Raw genomic sequence first — 16,366 nt, 5'->3', positions numbered from 1 at the left:
GTCAGAATTTGAAGATCGTGCCCAGATAGACGGCCTGATTGTCCTGCCTGTCATCCGTCAGCGGGGCAAGCCGCGCAGCCGGGCCGCCGCGATAGCGGATGCCTGCGGTGACGTTCAGGTTGCGGGTCAGCGAATAGGAGCTGCCCAGATCGACCGAATAGGTCTTGTCCCCGGCAAGCGTCGCCGGAGTCGCGCTCATGTCGCGCTTGGTGTCGACCAAGACATTGGTGCTGAACCGGGTCTTTTTCTGCTGCTCAAGCGCGAAGCCCTTGGCGCCGCTGCTCAATGTTTCCACAGCGACCGGATCAAGCTGCTTGCGGCCCATGCTGTCGGGCAGGGCGAACTTGCGCCAGCCGCGCGACACGTCCAGGTTGAACGCGACCGGCGTGATGCCGACGGCGGGCAGGGTGCGGGCGACATTGACGCCGCCCTTTTCGCCCGCGCGGACCAGCACGGTGATCGACCGGCGGCCGCTCATCGACCCGCTGGTCGGCGTGAAGCGGAAGCTCAGATGATTGCCGCTCAGCGCCGCCTTGGCATAGGCGGCGGCAAGGCGCGGGTCCTTGGTGGTCGGCGTGAAGGAGGAAATGCTGCCCAGCGACACCAGCGAAACCGGGTTGTCGGCGCGCATGGAAAGCAGGCTGGAGACCGAGCCGATAGCCGGGGAGAGGGCAAGGCCGAGCGCCGCGAAAGCCGCGCCACCCAATGCCATATATGTCGCCGTCCTGCCCATAGCTCTAAAAACCGAGTCTCGTCCCTGGATTCTCTTTGGGTTGGCCTTATCACCAACGCGCGGCGATTGGCTAGTGCATGGAATCGCTTTCGGGTTGGATTGTTGCATCCATCACACAGAAAATTATCGTTTATGTTGGGCGCGGGACTGGAAAGATCGCGCAGCCGGGCCGGAGATAAGGCGGGGCCGGGCTGGCGACAGGCCGATAACGGAGACGACTCCTCCGCCAAACGCGGGCTTGCCGATTGACGCGGGACCACTATAGATGCCCGTTCTGCCCCAAAAGCATCAAGGATGCGTCATGTCCCGCCGGTCCCTTTCCCGTTTCGCCATCGCCGCACTTGCCGTTGCCGCTGTCCTGCCTCTGGGCGCCTGCGGGTCCAAGCGCGAGCGGCCCAAGGCCGACTTCGCCGCGTCGAAGGTCACGCAGATCGGCGTGAACAGCTATCTGTGGCGCGCGACGCTCGAAACCCTCTCCTTCATGCCGCTGGTGCAGACCGATTCCAACGGCGGCGTCATCGTCACCGACTGGTACGCCAATCCGAACTCGCCCGGCGAGCGGATGAAGCTGACCGTCTCGATTCTCGATCAGGACCTGCGCGCGGATGCGCTGGCCGTCGCGGCCAGCCGTCAGGTGAACCAGAACGGCCAGTGGGTCGACGCCCCGGTTCAGGCCGCGACGGTGCAGAAACTTGAGGAAATCATCCTGTCCAAGGCGCGCGACCTGCGCCGCTCGGCCATCGGCGCCGGTTGATCTGGAGGCGGCGACCGCGCCGCCCGTCCATATTGGAGTAACGCATGCAAAGCCGCTTCAACCCGCTTGAGGCCGATGCCCGCTGGCAGAAGGTCTGGGAAGAGAAGCAGAGTTTCCGCGCATCGGACGACAGCGGCAAGCCCCGGTCCTATGTGCTGGAGATGTTCCCCTATCCGTCGGGGCGCATCCATATCGGCCATGTCCGCAACTATTCGATGGGTGACGTGCTCGCGCGCTTCCGCCGGATGACGGGGCATGAGGTGCTGCACCCGATGGGCTGGGACGCTTTCGGCATGCCCGCCGAAAATGCGGCGATGGAAAAGAAGGTGCATCCGGGCGACTGGACCCGCTCCAACATCGCCTCCATGCGCGCGCAGCTCAAGAAGCTGGGTTTCGCGCTCGACTGGAGCCGCGAACTCGCCACCTGCGAGCCCGATTATTACGGGCAGGAACAGGCGCTGTTCCTCGACCTCTATGCCGCCGGCCTCGTCTATCGCAAAGAAAGCGCGGTCAACTGGGACCCGGTCGACATGACCGTGCTCGCCAATGAGCAGGTGATCGACGGCAAGGGCTGGCGCTCCGGCGCGCCGGTCGAAAAGCGCAAGCTCAGCCAGTGGTTCCTCAAGATCACCGACTTCGCCGACGAACTGCTGGACGGCCTTTCGACGCTCGACCAGTGGCCGGACAAAGTGAAGCTGATGCAGGAAAACTGGATCGGCAAGTCGATGGGGTTGCAGTTCAGCTTTGCCGTGGAGGGTCCCTCGACTGCGCTCGGAACGAACGGGGCAGGGGACACTAACCAACATCCGTTCGTGTCGAGCGAAGTCGAGACACTGATCGCGCAACGGCTGGAGGTGTTCTCCACCCGCCCCGACACCATCTTCGGCGCCAGCTTCGCCGCGATCGCCGCCGATCATCCGATCGCGCTGGCGCTGGCGAAGGACAATGCAGCGCTCGCCGCCTTCGCGGACGAATGCCGCCAGACCGGCACTGCCGCGGCCGAGGTGGAAACGCAGGAGAAGAAGGGGTTCGACACCGGCCTGTCAGTCGTCCATCCCTTCGATCCAACATGGAAGCTGCCGCTGTTCGTCGCCAATTTCGTGCTGATGGACTATGGCACCGGCGCGGTCATGGGTGTGCCCGCGCACGACCAGCGCGACCTCGACTTCGCCCGCAAATATATGCTGCCCGCCGAGCGCGTCGTCGCGGCGGAAGGAGACGCGGACAAGCCGATCCATGACGAGGCCTATACTGGCCCCGGCAAACTCGTGAACTCGCGCTTCCTCGACGGCATGACCGTGGAGCAGGCCAAGGCAGAGGTGATCAAACGCGCCGAGGCGGAAGGCTGGGGGCAGGGCACCACCGTCTGGCGTCTGCGTGACTGGGGCGTCTCGCGCCAGCGTTACTGGGGCACGCCGATCCCGATCATCCATTGCGATACATGCGGCCCGGTTGGCGTGCCAAAGGCGCAACTCCCTGTCGTGCTGCCAGAGGACATCAGCTTCGACATCCCCGGCAACCCGCTGGACCGGCATCCCACATGGAAGCATGTCGATTGCCCCACCTGCGGCAAGCCCGCCCGGCGCGAGACCGACACGCTCGACACCTTCGTCGATTCAAGCTGGTACTTCATCCGCTTCGCCAGCCAGCCTTCGGACAAGCCGTTCGACCGCGCAACGGTCGAAAAATGGATGCCGGTCGGCCAGTATATCGGCGGCGTCGAACATGCGATCCTGCACCTGCTCTACGCTCGCTTCTGGACCCGCGCGCTCAAGCATATCGGCATGCTCGACATCGCCGAACCCTTCACCGGCCTGTTCACGCAGGGCATGGTGACGCACGAGACGTACAAGGCAGGCGACGGAAGCTGGCTCTCGCCGCAGGAAGTGAAAAAGACCGGCGACGACTGGATTCACATCGAAAGCGGCCAGCCGGTCACCGCCGGCCGTGTCGAGAAGATGTCCAAGTCGAAGAAGAATGTCGTCGATCCCGATGACATCATCGACCAATATGGCGCGGACGCGGTGCGCTGGTTCATGCTGTCCGACTCCCCGCCGGAACGCGACCTGCCCTGGACCGAAAGCGGCATTGAGGGGTCATGGCGCTTCGTCAATCGGCTGTGGCGCTTGTTCGGGCAGATGGACGTGGCGGCGACCGGCGACGACAAGGCGGTCGACCGCAAGCTGCACCAGACCATTGATGGCATCGCCCGCGACATCGAGGCACTGGCCTTCAACAAGGCGGTCGCGAAGATTTACGAGCTGACCAACACGGTCGAGAAGGCCGCGCCGTCCGCGTCGCGCTCCGCCGCCATCCGCACGCTGGCTCTGCTGGTCGCGCCGATGACGCCGCATCTGGCCGAGGAAGCGTGGGAACTGATGGGGCAGGAAGGCCTGATCGCCGACGCTGCATGGCCCGCCGTTGATCCGGCGCTGCTGGTCGAGGATGAGGTGACCGTCGCCGTGCAGGTGATGGGCAAATTGCGCGACACCATCACCGTGCCGAAGGGCACGGCGAAGGATCAGTTGGAGGCGCTGGCCCTCGCCGCCCCGAATGTGCTGCGCACGTTGGATGGCGCGACACCGAAGAAAGTGATTGTGGTCCCGGATCGATTGGTCAATCTGGTCCTATGACGCGCCGTAACACCCTCGCTTTCACCATCGCCTTTGCGGCGCTGTTGTCGGGCTGCGGCCTGCGCCCGGTTTACAGCAATGGCAGCAACGGCGCGGTGGCGAAGGCGATCGGGCATGTCGAGGTTGCGCCGATCGAGGGCAAGGCGGGCTGGCTGGTGCGCAATGCGCTCAACGACAAATTGGCGGCGATCAATGGCGGCGCGGGTCCGGCTTATCGTCTGGTCATAAAGTTGGATGACAATATTCAGGGCTTCGGCGTCCGCACCGACGATACGATCACCCGCGAACGCCGCACCCTGCGCGCGCGCTATCAGTTGATCGACGGCGCCACCGGAACGCAGGTTCTGGACGACACCGCCGGGTCCGATGTCGGCATCGACGTGGTCAGCAGCGAATATGCGACCATCGCCGCGGAAGATACCGGGCTGGAGCGCCTGTCGCAGACCATCGCCGATCAGATCATTTCGCGCCTCGCCCTGTTCGCGATGCAGGATAGCAAGCGGGCCGCGCCCGCCGCGCCATGAAGGCGAACCGCAGCCAGGCCGAAAAGGCGCTGGACGCACCGGGCGGCGACATCCGCCTTTTCCTCCTCTACGGCCCCGATGAAGCGGGCAGCGCGGCGCTCGCCAAGCGGCTGGAGCGCGCCATGGGGCCGGACGCGGAGCGGATCGACCTCGACGGCGCGACGCTGAAGGCGGACCCCGCCCGGCTGGCGGATGAGGCGGCCTCCTTCTCCATGTTCGGCGACAAGCGGTGGATTCGCGTCATGCCCGTGGGCGATGAGGCGCTGCCCGCGTTCGAGGCGCTGCTGGAGGCGGAGCAGGCGGGCAATCCCGTGGTCGCGCTCGGCGGCCCGCTGAAGGCCACGGCCAAGATCGTCAAGCTGGCGCAGGACAGCAGGGCGGCGATGGCCTGCATCAGCTATGTGCCGGACGGGCGCGACGCGGACCAGATCGCCATCGCCATCGCCCGCGACGGCGGCCTGCGTCTGCCGCAGGAGCTTGCCCGGCGGATCAGCGAAATGACGGGCGGCGACCGCGCGCTGATGGCGGGCGAGATCGAAAAGCTGAGCCTGTATCTCGACGCCGCGCCCGACCGCCCGGTGGAGGCGACGATGGAGGCGTTCAACGCCCTGTCCGCCAGCGCGCAGGAGGAGGATATGGGCGTGCTGGTCAACGCCGTGCTGGGCGGCGACCTGAAGGTCATGCGGCAGCAGCTTGCCGCGCTTGGCGCTGTCGGCACGAATATGGGCGCGGTCCTGCGCCCGCTTCAAAATCGCGCGATCCTGCTCGCCACGATCCGGGGGGAATATGACCGTTCCGGCCGTCTGGACGCCGCCGTGGAGTCGGCCGGAAAGGCTGTGTTCTGGAAGGACAAGTCGGCGGTGCAGCGGCAGGTGAAGCTGTGGGACGCGCCCGGCATCGCCCGCGCCATCCGCCGCCTCAGCGCCGCAGAACGCGCCAGCCGGTCCAGCCGCAATGCGGGCGACGTGCTGGTGACGCACGAATTGCTGGCCATTGCGCGGCAGGCGGCACGGGAAAGATAAAGCGCAAACGTCTTATCGACAGGCGCGGCGGCGTTTTCAGGGGATCGACAGCCGCTCTGGACTGTTCGTATGTCATAAGCCGGACGCTCTGACCGCCGATGGCCGGGAACGCCTGAAAGGTGCACGCCATCGCCCTGCCATCCGCCTTTATCAACGCCATCGGGACCGCCGTTCCCGGCCATGACATCCACGCCGCCTTTATCGACTGGGCGGCTGGCCGTCTGGCGGAGGAACGCGACCGGAAACTGTTCGCCCGCATGGCCGCGCGCAGCGGCATTCGCCACCGCTGGTCGGTTCTCGCGCCCACGGCCGATGGCGGCTCTCCCATTGAATCCGGCGGCTTTTATGCGGGCGCATGGCCCGGCACGGCGGCGCGCATGCAGATGTATGAAGCGCTTGCGCCCGGCCTTGCGGGGCAGGCGGTGGAGGCGCTGGCCGCCAGGGCATCGCTTGACGGCGTCACCCATCTTGTCGTCGCGAGCTGCACCGGCTTCGTCGCGCCGGGCATCGACCAACTTCTTGCCGGGCGTTTCTCGCTGGGCGCGTCGGTGGAGCGGCTGCTGGTCGGCTATATGGGCTGTTACGCCGCCGTCGCGGCGCTGCGCAGCGCGCGCCATATCGTCCGATCCGAACCGGACGCCCGCGTGCTTGTCGTCTGTGTGGAGCTATCCTCGCTCCATCTGCAGGCCGCCGACGCCATCGAACCGCTGCTGGCCCTGCTCCAGTTCGGCGACGGCGCGGCGGCCGCGCTGGTGACGGGCGAAGCGTCCGGTCTTGAGATCGGCCAGCCCTTCGCCACCACCCTGCCGGACAGCGCCGGTCTCATCCGATGGGAAATCGGCGATCATGGCTTCGCCATGCATCTTTCCGGCGAAGTGCCCGGCGCGATCACGGCCGCGCTGGGTGATCCGCAGACCCGCGCCACCCTGTTCCCGACGCCGCCCGAACATGTCGACGCCTGGGCGGTGCATGCCGGCGGCCGGTCAATCCTCGATGCGGTGGAGCATGGCCTCGGTCTCGCTCCCGATGCGCTGGCGGACAGCCGCGCAATCCTCGACGCCTTCGGTAACATGTCCTCCGCGACCCTGATGTTCGTGCTGGACCGCATGATGGCCGCGCCCCCGCGCCGGGGCATGGCGCTTGCCTTCGGCCCCGGCGTCGCGGCCGAGGGCTTCGCTTTTTCGGCGGCGTCATGATGCGCGACCTGTCCATCCGCGCGCAGGAGGAGGAGCAGATGGACGCCGCCGACCTGCCGCCCGCCGACTATGCGCAGGTGCTGGCGGGCCTCGCGCGGGTGAATGTCGCCACCCTGGCGATGCGGCCAACCCTGAACTTCCTCGCCCGCGCCGGGGCAGTGCGCGCGCCGTTCCGCCTGCTGGACGTGGGCTATGGCGACGGCGGCATGCTGCGCGCGATATGGCGCTGGGCGCAGAAACATGGCGTCGCCTGCACCCTCACCGGCATCGATCTCAATCCCAAGAGCGAGGCGGTGGCGAAGGCGCGGCACCCGGCCGGAGCGGCGATCGCATATCGTACTGGCGACTATCGGGCGCTCTCGGACGAACCGTGGGATTTCATCGTGTCGAGCCTCGTCGCCCATCATATGGATGATGGCGAACGGCGGGATTTCCTGCTCTTTCAGGAGCGTTATGCCCGGCGCGGCTGGTTCGTGAACGACCTGCACCGCCACGCCTTTGCCTATCATGGCTTTCCGCTGCTTGCCCGGATGCTCTGCGTGCACCGGATCGTCCGGCAGGATGGCCAGCTTTCCATCGCGCGCAGCTTCCGTCCGCCTGAGTGGCGGGCGATGTTGGACGACACCGGTCTCGCTGATGTCGCGCAGGTCCGCCGCCTATTCCCGTTCCGGCTGTGCGTCGAACGCCGCCGCTGATCGCCGGCGGCGGCCCGGCCGGGGCGGCGGCGGCCATCGCCCTGGCGCGCGCGGGCGTTCGGGCGACCCTCTTGGAAAAGGGCGACGGGACGGGGGACGCCATTTGCGGCGGGTTTCTCAGTTGGGCGACATTGGATCGCCTCGGTCATCTGGGCATCGACGCGCCCGCGCTGGGCGGACATGCCGTCAGCCGTCTTGCGCTGTTCCTGGGCGGTCGCGAACATGTCCTGACCCTGCCCGGACCGGCGCTTGGCCTCTCCCGGCGGCGGCTGGATTCGGCATTGCTCGCCAGAGCGGCGGCGCAGGGTGCGGAAGTACGGCGCGTCGCCATCCGCTCGGCGGAGGGCAGGGCGCTCACGTTGGTCAGCGGAGAGCGATTATCCTGCGAAACCCTGTTCCTCGCGACCGGCAAGCATGACCTGCGCGGCCTTGCCCGGCCCAAGGATGCAGCGTCACCCGACCCCGAACTCGGATTGCGCTGCCGCCTGCCACCCGCATCGCAAAGCGCCCGTCTGATCGCGGACCGGATCGAGCTGCACCTGTTCGATCGGGGCTATCTGGGCCTCGTGCTGCAGGAGGATGGGTCGGCCAATGCCTGCCTCGCCGTCCGCAAAAGCCGTCTCGCGGAGGCCGGGGGCGATCCCGCGACGCTGATGACCCAGCTTGCCGATGCCGCGCCCGCGCTGGCGGATCGCCTTGCCGGTTTCGATGCCGCAACCCGCTTCGACGCGATCGGCCATGTGCCCTATGGCTGGCGCGCCCGGTCGAGCGGACCCGGCATATTCCGGCTTGGCGATCAGGCCGCCGTCATTCCTTCCCTTGCGGGTGAGGGGATCGGCATCGCGCTGGCCAGCGCGGATCTGGCCGTCCGCCATTGGCTTTCGCAGGGACCGGAGGGGGCGGCGGCATATCAGCGCCAGTTTGCGCGCGCGGCCCGCCGTCCGCTGGCGATGGCCGGGCTGCTGAAGGCGCTGGCCGCGCGTCCCGCCCTCGCCGCACTGCCCGCGGCATTGATCGCGTCAGTGCCCGGAACCGCAGCGCTGATGGCGCGGCTCACCCGGATCTGACCCTTATTGCTTCTCCAGCGCGGGCATGAACTGGCCATAGCCGCCGCGCAGGAACAGCAGCGGGTGGACGTCCCGTTCCGTCGACATGGCGTTCACTTCGCCCAGCACGATGAAATGGTCGCCCGCCTCATGCACCTGATGCAGCGAACAATCGATCCAGGCGACAACATCGTCGATGATCGGCTGGCCATCATCGGACAGGCGGTGGCTGATATCCTCAAACTTGTCCTCGGCCTTGGACGCAAAGCGGCGGCACACCCATTCCTGATCGTCCGCCAGCACATTGACGCAGAATTTGCCGGTCTTTTCGATCTTCGGCCAACTGCTCGACCCCTTGTCCGGGAAAAAGGCCACCAGCGGCGGGTTGAGCGATACCGATGTGAAGGACCCGACCGCCATGCCGATCCGCTTGCCATCTTCCTGTACGGCGGTGACGACGCATACGCCGGTTGGATAATGGCCCAGAATGTGCCGGAACTCTTGCGGGGAAATCGACATGCAGGTCCTCTGATGCGGCTGTTATTATGTATGCGGCTGCATCAAATATGTTCGATACGCAAGTGAGAAGGGCGCAACGCTGCCTTTACAAAATGGCGCAGATCGCCGTTCCGCCAATGTCCCGGTCCGGTACAGCGTTGATACTATAGTGGTTTTGGAAAGCTTTTTGCGCGATGGCGGCCGGGGGACTTGGTGCGTCGCAGGATTTTCGGGACATGAATATTGCCACGGGTCTCAAGCTTGGATTGCCGTTGCTGATGGCTGCGGGCCTCTGGGGCGTGAACGCGCTTTCCGCTGACGCGCCCGTGGCGACTCCGGCGAAGGCCGTGCAATCCCCGCGCGCCGCGCCCGTTCAGAAAATTGCCGCGCCGGTCGAACCGGGCGGGGTCGCCGCCACGGCCGCGGACAATAATCCCCTTGTCGTGAAACGCATCCTGCCGATCACCGGTCCGTTCCGTCACGGCGATTATGTCTGGGATGACAAGGGCGTGCCCGCAGGTCCCATCGTCATCACGGTTGACCTCGCGGCGCAGACGCTGTCCGTGTTTCGCGGCGGCTATGAGATTGGCGCGGCGGTCATCCTCTATGGCGCGGACAATATGATGACGCCGCTCGGCACCTTCCCGATCACGCAGAAGGACGCCGATCACTGGTCCAACCTCTATGATGCGCCCATGCCCTATATGCTGCGCCTCACCGATGATGGCGTCGCCATCCACGGCAGCGACGTGGAGCTTGGCTCGGCGACGCATGGCTGCATCGGCGTGCCGACCAAATTCGCCGCGCTCCTGTTTGCGCAAGCGAAGCTTGGCGACCGGGTGATCGTCACCAACGGCAAGATGATGGACACGGGCGGCCTGAAACCGGCGGCCTGAAACCAGCGGCTTAATACGCCTGCAGTCCGGCCAGCTTAGGCAGACGCGCTCCTGCGACCCGAAGGGCGGCGAAGTCAACGCAGGAGCCTAGTTCAGACCTAGCAACCAGTCTCCTGCTTTCGCCGGAGCACGCCGCGTTTGAAACAGGCCAGGACGAACCTACCGCGCCAGCAACCCGCGCGCCTGCCCGGCCAGTTCCGCCAGCATCGCGACATTCGGGGCCGCCGCCTGCTTCGCCCGCTTGATGAGCGCACGGAACTGCGTGATCCGGGGCGTCTGCCGCTCCAGCCAGCTATCGATATAGGCGCTGACGTCCGTGCCGCGCGTTCCGGCCAGAAAGTCCAGCCGCACCTGCTGCATGTCCCGCGCCACGCCGGAAATCAGCAGGCGCTCCCACGGATCGCTCGGTTCCATGCGCGCGGCGGCCGACTGCACCCAGTCGATGCCCACCGCCTCGCCCAGCCGGGTGAAGGCGCGGGTGATGTCGATCTCGTCAACCTTCAGCTTCAGCGCCAGATTGGCGAGGCCGATCGCCCCGTCCATCTTGAACAGCGTCACTGACCGTTCGACCAGTTCCGCAGGCGCGCCAAGCGCTGTCAGATCATCGATGATGAAGCGGCTGCGGCGCAGCGCTTCGTCGGTCAGCAGCGAATCGACCTGCGACGCCAGCTTCCCGACGCCCGGCGCCAGCGCGGCGACACCCGCCTGCGGCAATGTGCCGGTGGGCAGGCTGCGCAGCATGTCGGCGATCTGCGCGCGCATGCCGGTCGCGATATGGCCGAACAGTGCCAGCCGCGCGCCTTCGGACATCGCCGTCGCATCGATATCGTCCCACAGCTTCCGCACGCCATAGAGCCTTTCGGCGATGACGAACGCGCTGGTCAGGTCGGACAGCGAACAACCTTCTTCCTCCGCCAGTTCGAACGGGTGGATCAGGCCGAGCCGGTTGATGATGCGGTTCGCCAGTTTCGTCGCGATGATCTCGCTCCGCAACTGGTGGTGGGCGATGGCGTCGGCTTCGCTGGCCTGCATGGCTGGCGGGAAGGCCTGGGCCAGTTCACCGCCCATGCTTTCGTCGGCGCCGATCTCGCTCTTTTCGATCGCATCCTGCAGCGCCAGCTTGGCGGTGGACAGCAGCACCGCGAGTTCCGGCCGCGTCAGCCCCTTGCCGTCCTGTCCGCGCCGCAACAGTTGCTCGTTGGTGCCCAGCCCCTCGACCACACGATCCAGACGGCCATGCTCCTCGAACGTCTCCATCAGGCGGACATAGCTGGCGAGGTCAGTCGCGCCGCCGGACTCGGCGATGGACAGGCCCAGCGCCTGCAACCGGTTATCCTCCAGCACCAGTTCCGCCACCGCATCGGTCATGCTGACCAGCAATGCGTTGCGATCCTCGAAGCTCAGCCGGCCCTCGGTCATCTCCTTGTTCAGCGCGATCTTGATGTTCACTTCATTGTCGGAACAATCGACGCCCGCGCTATTGTCGATGAAGTCGGTGTTGATCCGGCCGCCGTCCAGCGCGAAGGCGATGCGTCCCGCCTGCGTCACGCCCAGGTTCGCGCCCTCGCCGATCACCTTGACCTTCAGATCCTCGGCATTGACGCGCAGCCGGTCATTGGCGGGATCGCCGACTTCGCCATGGCTTTGCGCCGCCGCCTTTACATAGGTGCCGATACCGCCGAACCACAGCAGGTCATTGGGCGATTTCAATATGGCGGAGATGACCGCGGCAGGCTCCATCTCCGTCTCGCTCGTGCCCAGGATCGCCTGGATTTCCGGCGTCAGGGTGATGCTTTTCAAACTGCGCGGGAATACGCCGCCGCCCTTGGAGATCAGCGCCTTGTCATAGTCGTCCCAGCTTGAGCGGGGCAGGGCGAACATGCGGCTGCGCTCCTTCCACGCCGCCGCCGTGTCGGGATCGGGGTCGAAGAAGATGTGGCGATGGTCGAACGCCGCGACCAGCTTGATCGCCTTGCTCAGCAGCATGCCATTGCCGAACACGTCGCCCGACATGTCGCCGCACCCGACGACGCGCACTGGCTCCTTTTGCACGTCGACGCCCATTTCGGCGAAGTGCCGCTGCACGGAAATCCACGCGCCCTTGGCGGTGATGCCCATCGCCTTATGGTCATATCCGTTCGATCCGCCGGATGCGAAGGCGTCGCCCAGCCAGAATTTCCGGTCTAGCGCGATGGCGTTGGCGACGTCGGAGAAGGTCGCCGTGCCCTTGTCGGCGGCAACGACGAAATAGGGGTCGTCGCCGTCGCGGATCACGACATGGGCGGGATGCTTGACCTTGCCCGACACCAGATTGTCTGTGACCGACAGCAGCGCGCGGATGAAGATGCGGTAGCTTTCCGTGCCCTCCGCCATCCAACCGTCCCGGTCGGTCTGGGGATTGGGCAGTTGCTTGGGATAGAAGCCGCCCTTCGCGCCGGTCGGCACGATGACGGCGTTCTTGACCCGCTGCGCCTTCATCAGTCCCAAGACTTCGGTGCGGAAATCGTCGCGCCGGTCGGACCAGCGCAGGCCGCCGCGCGCCACCGGCCCGGCGCGCAGGTGGATGCCCTCGACGCGCGGGGAATAGACCCAGATTTCGCGCCAGGGCAGCGGCGCGGGCAGGCCGGGGACCTTTGCGCTGTCCAGCTTGAACGCCAGCGCTTCCTGTCCGGCGGGCACGAAGAAATTGGTGCGCAGCGTCGCGGTGATGACGGCGCGGAACAGGCGCAGGATGCGATCCTCGTCGATCGCGGTGACCTTCTCCAGCCCCTCATTGATCGTCTCGCTGGCCTCGACGGCAAGCTTCTCGCCGTCCGTCACGCCGGAATCGTGCAGCGCGGAGAATAAAGACACCAGCGCATGCGTAATCCCGCGTTCCCGCCGCAGCGTGTCGGCGACGGTGTTCATGCCGTAGGTCAGGCCGGTCTGGCGCAGATAGCGGAACAGCGCGCGGAACAGGATCACCGCCTGCGGGTCCAGCCCGGCAGTGACGATCAGTTCGTTGAACCGGTCGTTCTCCGCCGCCCCTTCCAGCACCTGCGCAACGGCCTCCCGCACGATGTCGGCGCGCGCGATCACCGCCGCCGCGTCGCCGCCGCCCTGCAGGTCCAGGACGAAGCGCTGGATATAGCCCTGCGCGCCGCCCTCGACCGGCGTGGTGATTTCGTCGATCGCGCGGAAGCCGAAATTCTCGAACGTAGGCACGGCCTCGGACAGCGCGACCGGTTCGGAGCTGTAGAGCTTCAGGCGCAGGCGGGCCGCGCCATCTTCCGCATTGCGATACAGCCTAACGCTGCGATCATTCCCGCCCGCCAGGCGATACAGTTCGGAGATATCCAGCGCCGCTTCTTCCGGGCCTGCGCCGTTGCGGTAATTGGCGGGCAGGGCGTTGGCGTAGCGCTGGGCGAGGGCGGCTGCGCGCCCCGGTTCCTCGATGGTGGCCAGCGCGGCCTCGACGGCGGGGACCCATCCGCGCACCATTTCCTTCAACTGGCGGTCGAGCGCCTCGTCATCCGGCACGACGCCGCCGTCGCGCAGGTCCAGCGTGATGCGCAGGAGGGCCAGGCCGCCTTCCTCCAGCGCGATCGACCAGCTCAGCACCGTGGCGTTCGCGGCCTGCGCCAGCATGTGCTGCACACTGACGCGGCGGGCGGTCGTTACTTCATCGCGCGGCAGCCAGACGAAGGCATAGAGGTGCCGGGCCAGCGCATCCGTCGCCAGCGCCAGTTTCGGGCGCGGCCGGTCGGCCAGCGACATGAAGGTCAGCGTCAGCCGCTCCAGCGCCTCGCGGTCGAAACCGATCAGCACATCGTGGGGCAGGGCGGTCAACGCATGGACCAGCGCCTTGCCCGCATGACCGGCTGGGTCGAATCCGGTCTTTTCCATCAGCGCCAGCAGGGCGGAGCGCAGCACGGGAATCTTGTCCGGCGCGGCGGACAGCGCCTGGCTCGTCCACATACCGGCATGGATCGACAGGGCCGTGATCTCCTTGCCCTCACGCACCGGCAGGATGATCAGATCGACCAGCACGCTGCGATGGATGCGGGACAGCCGGTTGGACTTGATGATCAGCGGCACCCGGCCGCCCTTTTCGAACCAGTCGAACGCGGCCTCGATCGTCGCCTTGGCCAGCAATTCCTCGCCGGGCAGGGTGCAGATGCCCGCCTTGCCCTCCGCCTTGCCGTCGCGGCGGCGGATTTCATGGCCGGTCTGGGTCAGATTCTTGGTCAGGAACCAGCGCAGCAGTGCGGCGCTTTCCTGATCCTGCAGCGCGTCGGCGTCGGTGCGCATCGCTTCCTGCAGCTTGGGCCAGTCGGCCACGGCGGCGCGGACATGCGCCAGCGTCTTGGTCAGGTCCTGCTCCAGCGCACGGCGGGTTTTCGCGTCCGCCCGCTCGGCCTCGATATAGATCATCGACTCGCGGCGCGCGCCCGGCGCGTCGGCCTCCAATATGGCGGTCAATGCGCCGTCCGCGTCGCGCTCGACCGACAGGACCGGGTGGATCAGGCGGTATATGGTGATGTTGGCGGCGGCCAGCGTATTGGCGATCGAATCCACCAGAAACGGCATGTCGTCATTGATCAGCGCAATCCGCATGAAGCGTTCGCGCGCGCCTTCGCCCAGGGTTTCCAGCGCGATCGTCGGGGCGCCGGGTTTCCGCACGGCGGCGGTGTCGGAAAGGAAGGCGGCGGCGCGTTCCGTCGCGCCTTCGTCGAAACCTTCGATTTCTTCGGGGAGCGCACCCTGCGCCAGTGCGACGCGCAGCGCGTCCCTCACGGTTGCCACACCGGGTTCCGCCAGCATCGTCATTGCCTCACCTCGTTTTCGTTCGGCCTGTCGCGGCTCTCTATAGCCCCGCTCACTGGCGAGGCTCAACCTCTTTCTGGAAAGAAAGTTTCATTCTGCTGCAATAAAATAATAGCGCGTGACGATGGCGGACATCGGCGCGGGACATCAGGCGGTGGCGGCGATCACCTGTTGCGTCAGCTTCGCGCCGTCCGGCAACGCCGCGACGATGCTGACGGAGCCATCGGCCTCCCGCCGCGCCACGACGACGGCCAGCCCGTCCGCATCGACGGGCAGCGCCGCGGGCGCGATGGCGGGCGCGACACGCAGCTTCGCGCGCGCCTCGATCGCCGGATCGGCCTTTGCCGCCGGTTCGGGGCGGCGCGATGCGCGCACGTCGCGCACCAGACCCTTGATGCCGCCAATATAGGCTTCCAGATGGTCGGCCAGGCTTCCGGCCGGCATCATCATGCCCTGCGCATAATCCAGAATCGTTGCATATTCAGTGACGCGCGTCTTGTCGTAATCCACACCAAAAATCAGCTTGATCACCGCCGTCATCGGGCTGCGCGCCTGCACAGCAATACCGGCATCCTCCAGCATCTCGGCATAATCTTCCGGCGCGTCGCGGGTGGCGAGCGCGAAATCATGGGCCAGGCCGATGGCGCGATACAGGGCGGACCGGGTGCGCGCGTCGCTGTTGCCGGCCTCCTGCGCGAAATCGCGGGCCAGCGCCAGACGGTCGGCCAGGCCGGCATCATCGTCCAGGCTGTCCATCCGCTCATCACCGAATTCGGCCATGCGCGACGATTCGCCGGACGGGCCATCCGCCCATATGGGCCGGGTGCCGATCGACTGCGGCGCGCTGCGCAATGCCTGGTCGACTTCCTCGACCAGCGCGTCGGTCAGGTCGCGGCTGGCCATCTCTTTCCAGTTGATGACGCCGTAGATGAAATCGATCGTATCCCCATCGGAGGAGAAAGGCATCAATATGCCGCGATAGACGATTTCCGCCCCGCGCTGGTTGATGAACTCCGCCTCGAATCCGATCGGCGCGGCATTGGCCAGGATCTGCAGATAATGGTCGGTGAGTCGCGACAGCAGCGAGCGGGAGGGCACTTCGCTGATATGGTCGATATGCCTCTCAATCTCGCACTCGCGCCGCAGCGCGCCGCCCAGATAGGCAACGGCCGGGTCGTCCACGCCCACGGTGAAGTCCAGCAATACGCTGTGCGGCCCGAAATCCTCGATATCCGACGGATTCAGGTCCTCGATCGACGGCAATGCCCGGTCGCCAAGCAGCGAAGCCCAATAATTATAGGCGCGCACATGCATGCGGCGCTCGTCGCTGCCGATCTCCGGCGGCGCTTCGATCGCCGGATCCTCGACGGCGTAATCGACCTCATCATGGTCGTTGGCGATGTCGCGTCCCCGCAGAGTATCCATGTCCCGCCTTGTCCCAACTGGCTGCTTTGATGGCTTTCGGGCCGATGAATGGCATGGCGATGGTAAACATGTCGTAAATATGTGGCCGGGGCGGGCGGGCGGCGGGCATCGGCCGGGGCGCCGTTCAGGGTCATGGCC

12 protein-coding genes are annotated in these 16,366 nt (G+C 66.2%); 8 read left to right on the top strand and 4 right to left on the bottom strand.

Going from position 1 to position 16,366, the window contains the following annotated elements; all coding sequences use genetic code 11:
- Position 1 precedes the first annotated feature (1 nt).
- Positions 2-712: a hypothetical protein gene (locus KFK14_RS00585; RefSeq protein WP_246524789.1), complete on the bottom strand. Its 711-nt coding sequence runs from the start codon at positions 710-712 to the stop codon at positions 2-4.
- Positions 713-1,034: 322 nt separating this feature from the next.
- On the opposite strand from KFK14_RS00585, the gene KFK14_RS00580 reads away from it, so the two are divergent.
- The 7 genes from KFK14_RS00580 (at position 1,035) to KFK14_RS00550 (ending at position 8,624) form a co-directional block, all read left to right on the top strand.
- Complete coding sequence (locus KFK14_RS00580) at positions 1,035-1,487, top strand: DUF3576 domain-containing protein (RefSeq protein WP_212609501.1); 453 nt, start codon at positions 1,035-1,037, stop codon at positions 1,485-1,487.
- A 44-nt stretch (positions 1,488-1,531) separates the two neighbouring features.
- Positions 1,532-4,120 (top strand): leucine--tRNA ligase, encoded by a 2,589-nt coding sequence (leuS, locus tag KFK14_RS00575; RefSeq protein ID WP_212609500.1) that lies wholly within the window; start codon positions 1,532-1,534, stop codon positions 4,118-4,120.
- A complete protein-coding gene (lptE, locus tag KFK14_RS00570; protein ID WP_212609499.1) occupies positions 4,117-4,644 on the top strand; it encodes an LPS assembly lipoprotein LptE in 528 nt (175 codons plus the stop codon). Before leuS ends, lptE begins: the two co-directional genes overlap by 4 nt.
- On the top strand, positions 4,641-5,666 hold the full coding sequence (gene holA, locus KFK14_RS00565; protein WP_212609498.1) for a DNA polymerase III subunit delta: 1,026 nt from the start codon (positions 4,641-4,643) through the stop codon (positions 5,664-5,666). The genes lptE and holA overlap by 4 nt, the downstream gene beginning before the upstream one ends.
- A gap of 119 nt (positions 5,667-5,785) precedes the next feature.
- The gene (locus KFK14_RS00560; RefSeq protein WP_425516647.1) at positions 5,786-6,862 is read left to right on the top strand and encodes a type III polyketide synthase; all 1,077 of its coding nucleotides are present in this window, start codon (positions 5,786-5,788) and stop codon (positions 6,860-6,862) included.
- Positions 6,862-7,557, top strand: a complete 696-nt coding sequence (locus KFK14_RS00555) for a methyltransferase domain-containing protein (protein ID WP_212610954.1) — start codon at positions 6,862-6,864, stop codon at positions 7,555-7,557. The genes KFK14_RS00560 and KFK14_RS00555 overlap by 1 nt, the downstream gene beginning before the upstream one ends.
- Positions 7,536-8,624: an NAD(P)/FAD-dependent oxidoreductase gene (locus KFK14_RS00550; RefSeq protein ID WP_212609497.1), complete on the top strand. Its 1,089-nt coding sequence runs from the start codon at positions 7,536-7,538 to the stop codon at positions 8,622-8,624. Before KFK14_RS00555 ends, KFK14_RS00550 begins: the two co-directional genes overlap by 22 nt.
- 3 nt (positions 8,625-8,627) lie before the next feature.
- Here the strand turns inward: KFK14_RS00550 and KFK14_RS00545 are convergent, their stop codons facing one another.
- On the bottom strand, positions 8,628-9,122 hold the full coding sequence (locus tag KFK14_RS00545) for a flavin reductase family protein (RefSeq protein ID WP_070155589.1): 495 nt from the start codon (positions 9,120-9,122) through the stop codon (positions 8,628-8,630).
- A gap of 215 nt (positions 9,123-9,337) precedes the next feature.
- Here KFK14_RS00545 and KFK14_RS00540 point away from each other — a divergent pair, with 215 nt between their 5' ends.
- Positions 9,338-9,997: a L,D-transpeptidase family protein gene (locus tag KFK14_RS00540; RefSeq protein WP_212609496.1), complete on the top strand. Its 660-nt coding sequence runs from the start codon at positions 9,338-9,340 to the stop codon at positions 9,995-9,997.
- 159 nt (positions 9,998-10,156) lie between these two features.
- Here the strand turns inward: KFK14_RS00540 and KFK14_RS00535 are convergent, their stop codons facing one another.
- Positions 10,157-14,806: an NAD-glutamate dehydrogenase gene (locus tag KFK14_RS00535; RefSeq protein ID WP_212609495.1), complete on the bottom strand. Its 4,650-nt coding sequence runs from the start codon at positions 14,804-14,806 to the stop codon at positions 10,157-10,159.
- A 144-nt stretch (positions 14,807-14,950) separates the two neighbouring features.
- Entirely contained in the window at positions 14,951-16,228 is a 1,278-nt protein-coding gene (locus tag KFK14_RS00530; RefSeq protein WP_212609494.1) for a PAS domain-containing protein, read from the bottom strand.
- Positions 16,229-16,366 lie beyond the last annotated feature (138 nt).

It is taken from the genome of Sphingobium phenoxybenzoativorans (assembly GCF_018286635.1).
GTDB classification, from domain to species: Bacteria; Pseudomonadota; Alphaproteobacteria; order Sphingomonadales; family Sphingomonadaceae; genus Sphingobium; species Sphingobium phenoxybenzoativorans.
The sequence above is the reverse complement of the archived record's forward strand: the minus strand, read 5'-3'. Positions and strand labels throughout refer to the sequence as shown.

Coding starts and splice junctions, on each gene's coding strand:
- KFK14_RS00585 (WP_246524789.1), bottom strand. CDS start 712: ATGGCATTGGGTGGCGCGGCTTTCGCGGCGCTCGGCCTTGCCCTCTCC.
- KFK14_RS00580 (WP_212609501.1), top strand. CDS start 1,035: ATGTCCCGCCGGTCCCTTTCCCGTTTCGCCATCGCCGCACTTGCCGTT.
- leuS (WP_212609500.1), top strand. CDS start 1,532: ATGCAAAGCCGCTTCAACCCGCTTGAGGCCGATGCCCGCTGGCAGAAG.
- lptE (WP_212609499.1), top strand. CDS start 4,117: ATGACGCGCCGTAACACCCTCGCTTTCACCATCGCCTTTGCGGCGCTG.
- holA (WP_212609498.1), top strand. CDS start 4,641: ATGAAGGCGAACCGCAGCCAGGCCGAAAAGGCGCTGGACGCACCGGGC.
- KFK14_RS00555 (WP_212610954.1), top strand. CDS start 6,862: ATGCGCGACCTGTCCATCCGCGCGCAGGAGGAGGAGCAGATGGACGCC.
- KFK14_RS00545 (WP_070155589.1), bottom strand. CDS start 9,122: ATGTCGATTTCCCCGCAAGAGTTCCGGCACATTCTGGGCCATTATCCA.
- KFK14_RS00540 (WP_212609496.1), top strand. CDS start 9,338: ATGAATATTGCCACGGGTCTCAAGCTTGGATTGCCGTTGCTGATGGCT.
- KFK14_RS00535 (WP_212609495.1), bottom strand. CDS start 14,806: ATGACGATGCTGGCGGAACCCGGTGTGGCAACCGTGAGGGACGCGCTG.
- KFK14_RS00530 (WP_212609494.1), bottom strand. CDS start 16,228: ATGGATACTCTGCGGGGACGCGACATCGCCAACGACCATGATGAGGTC.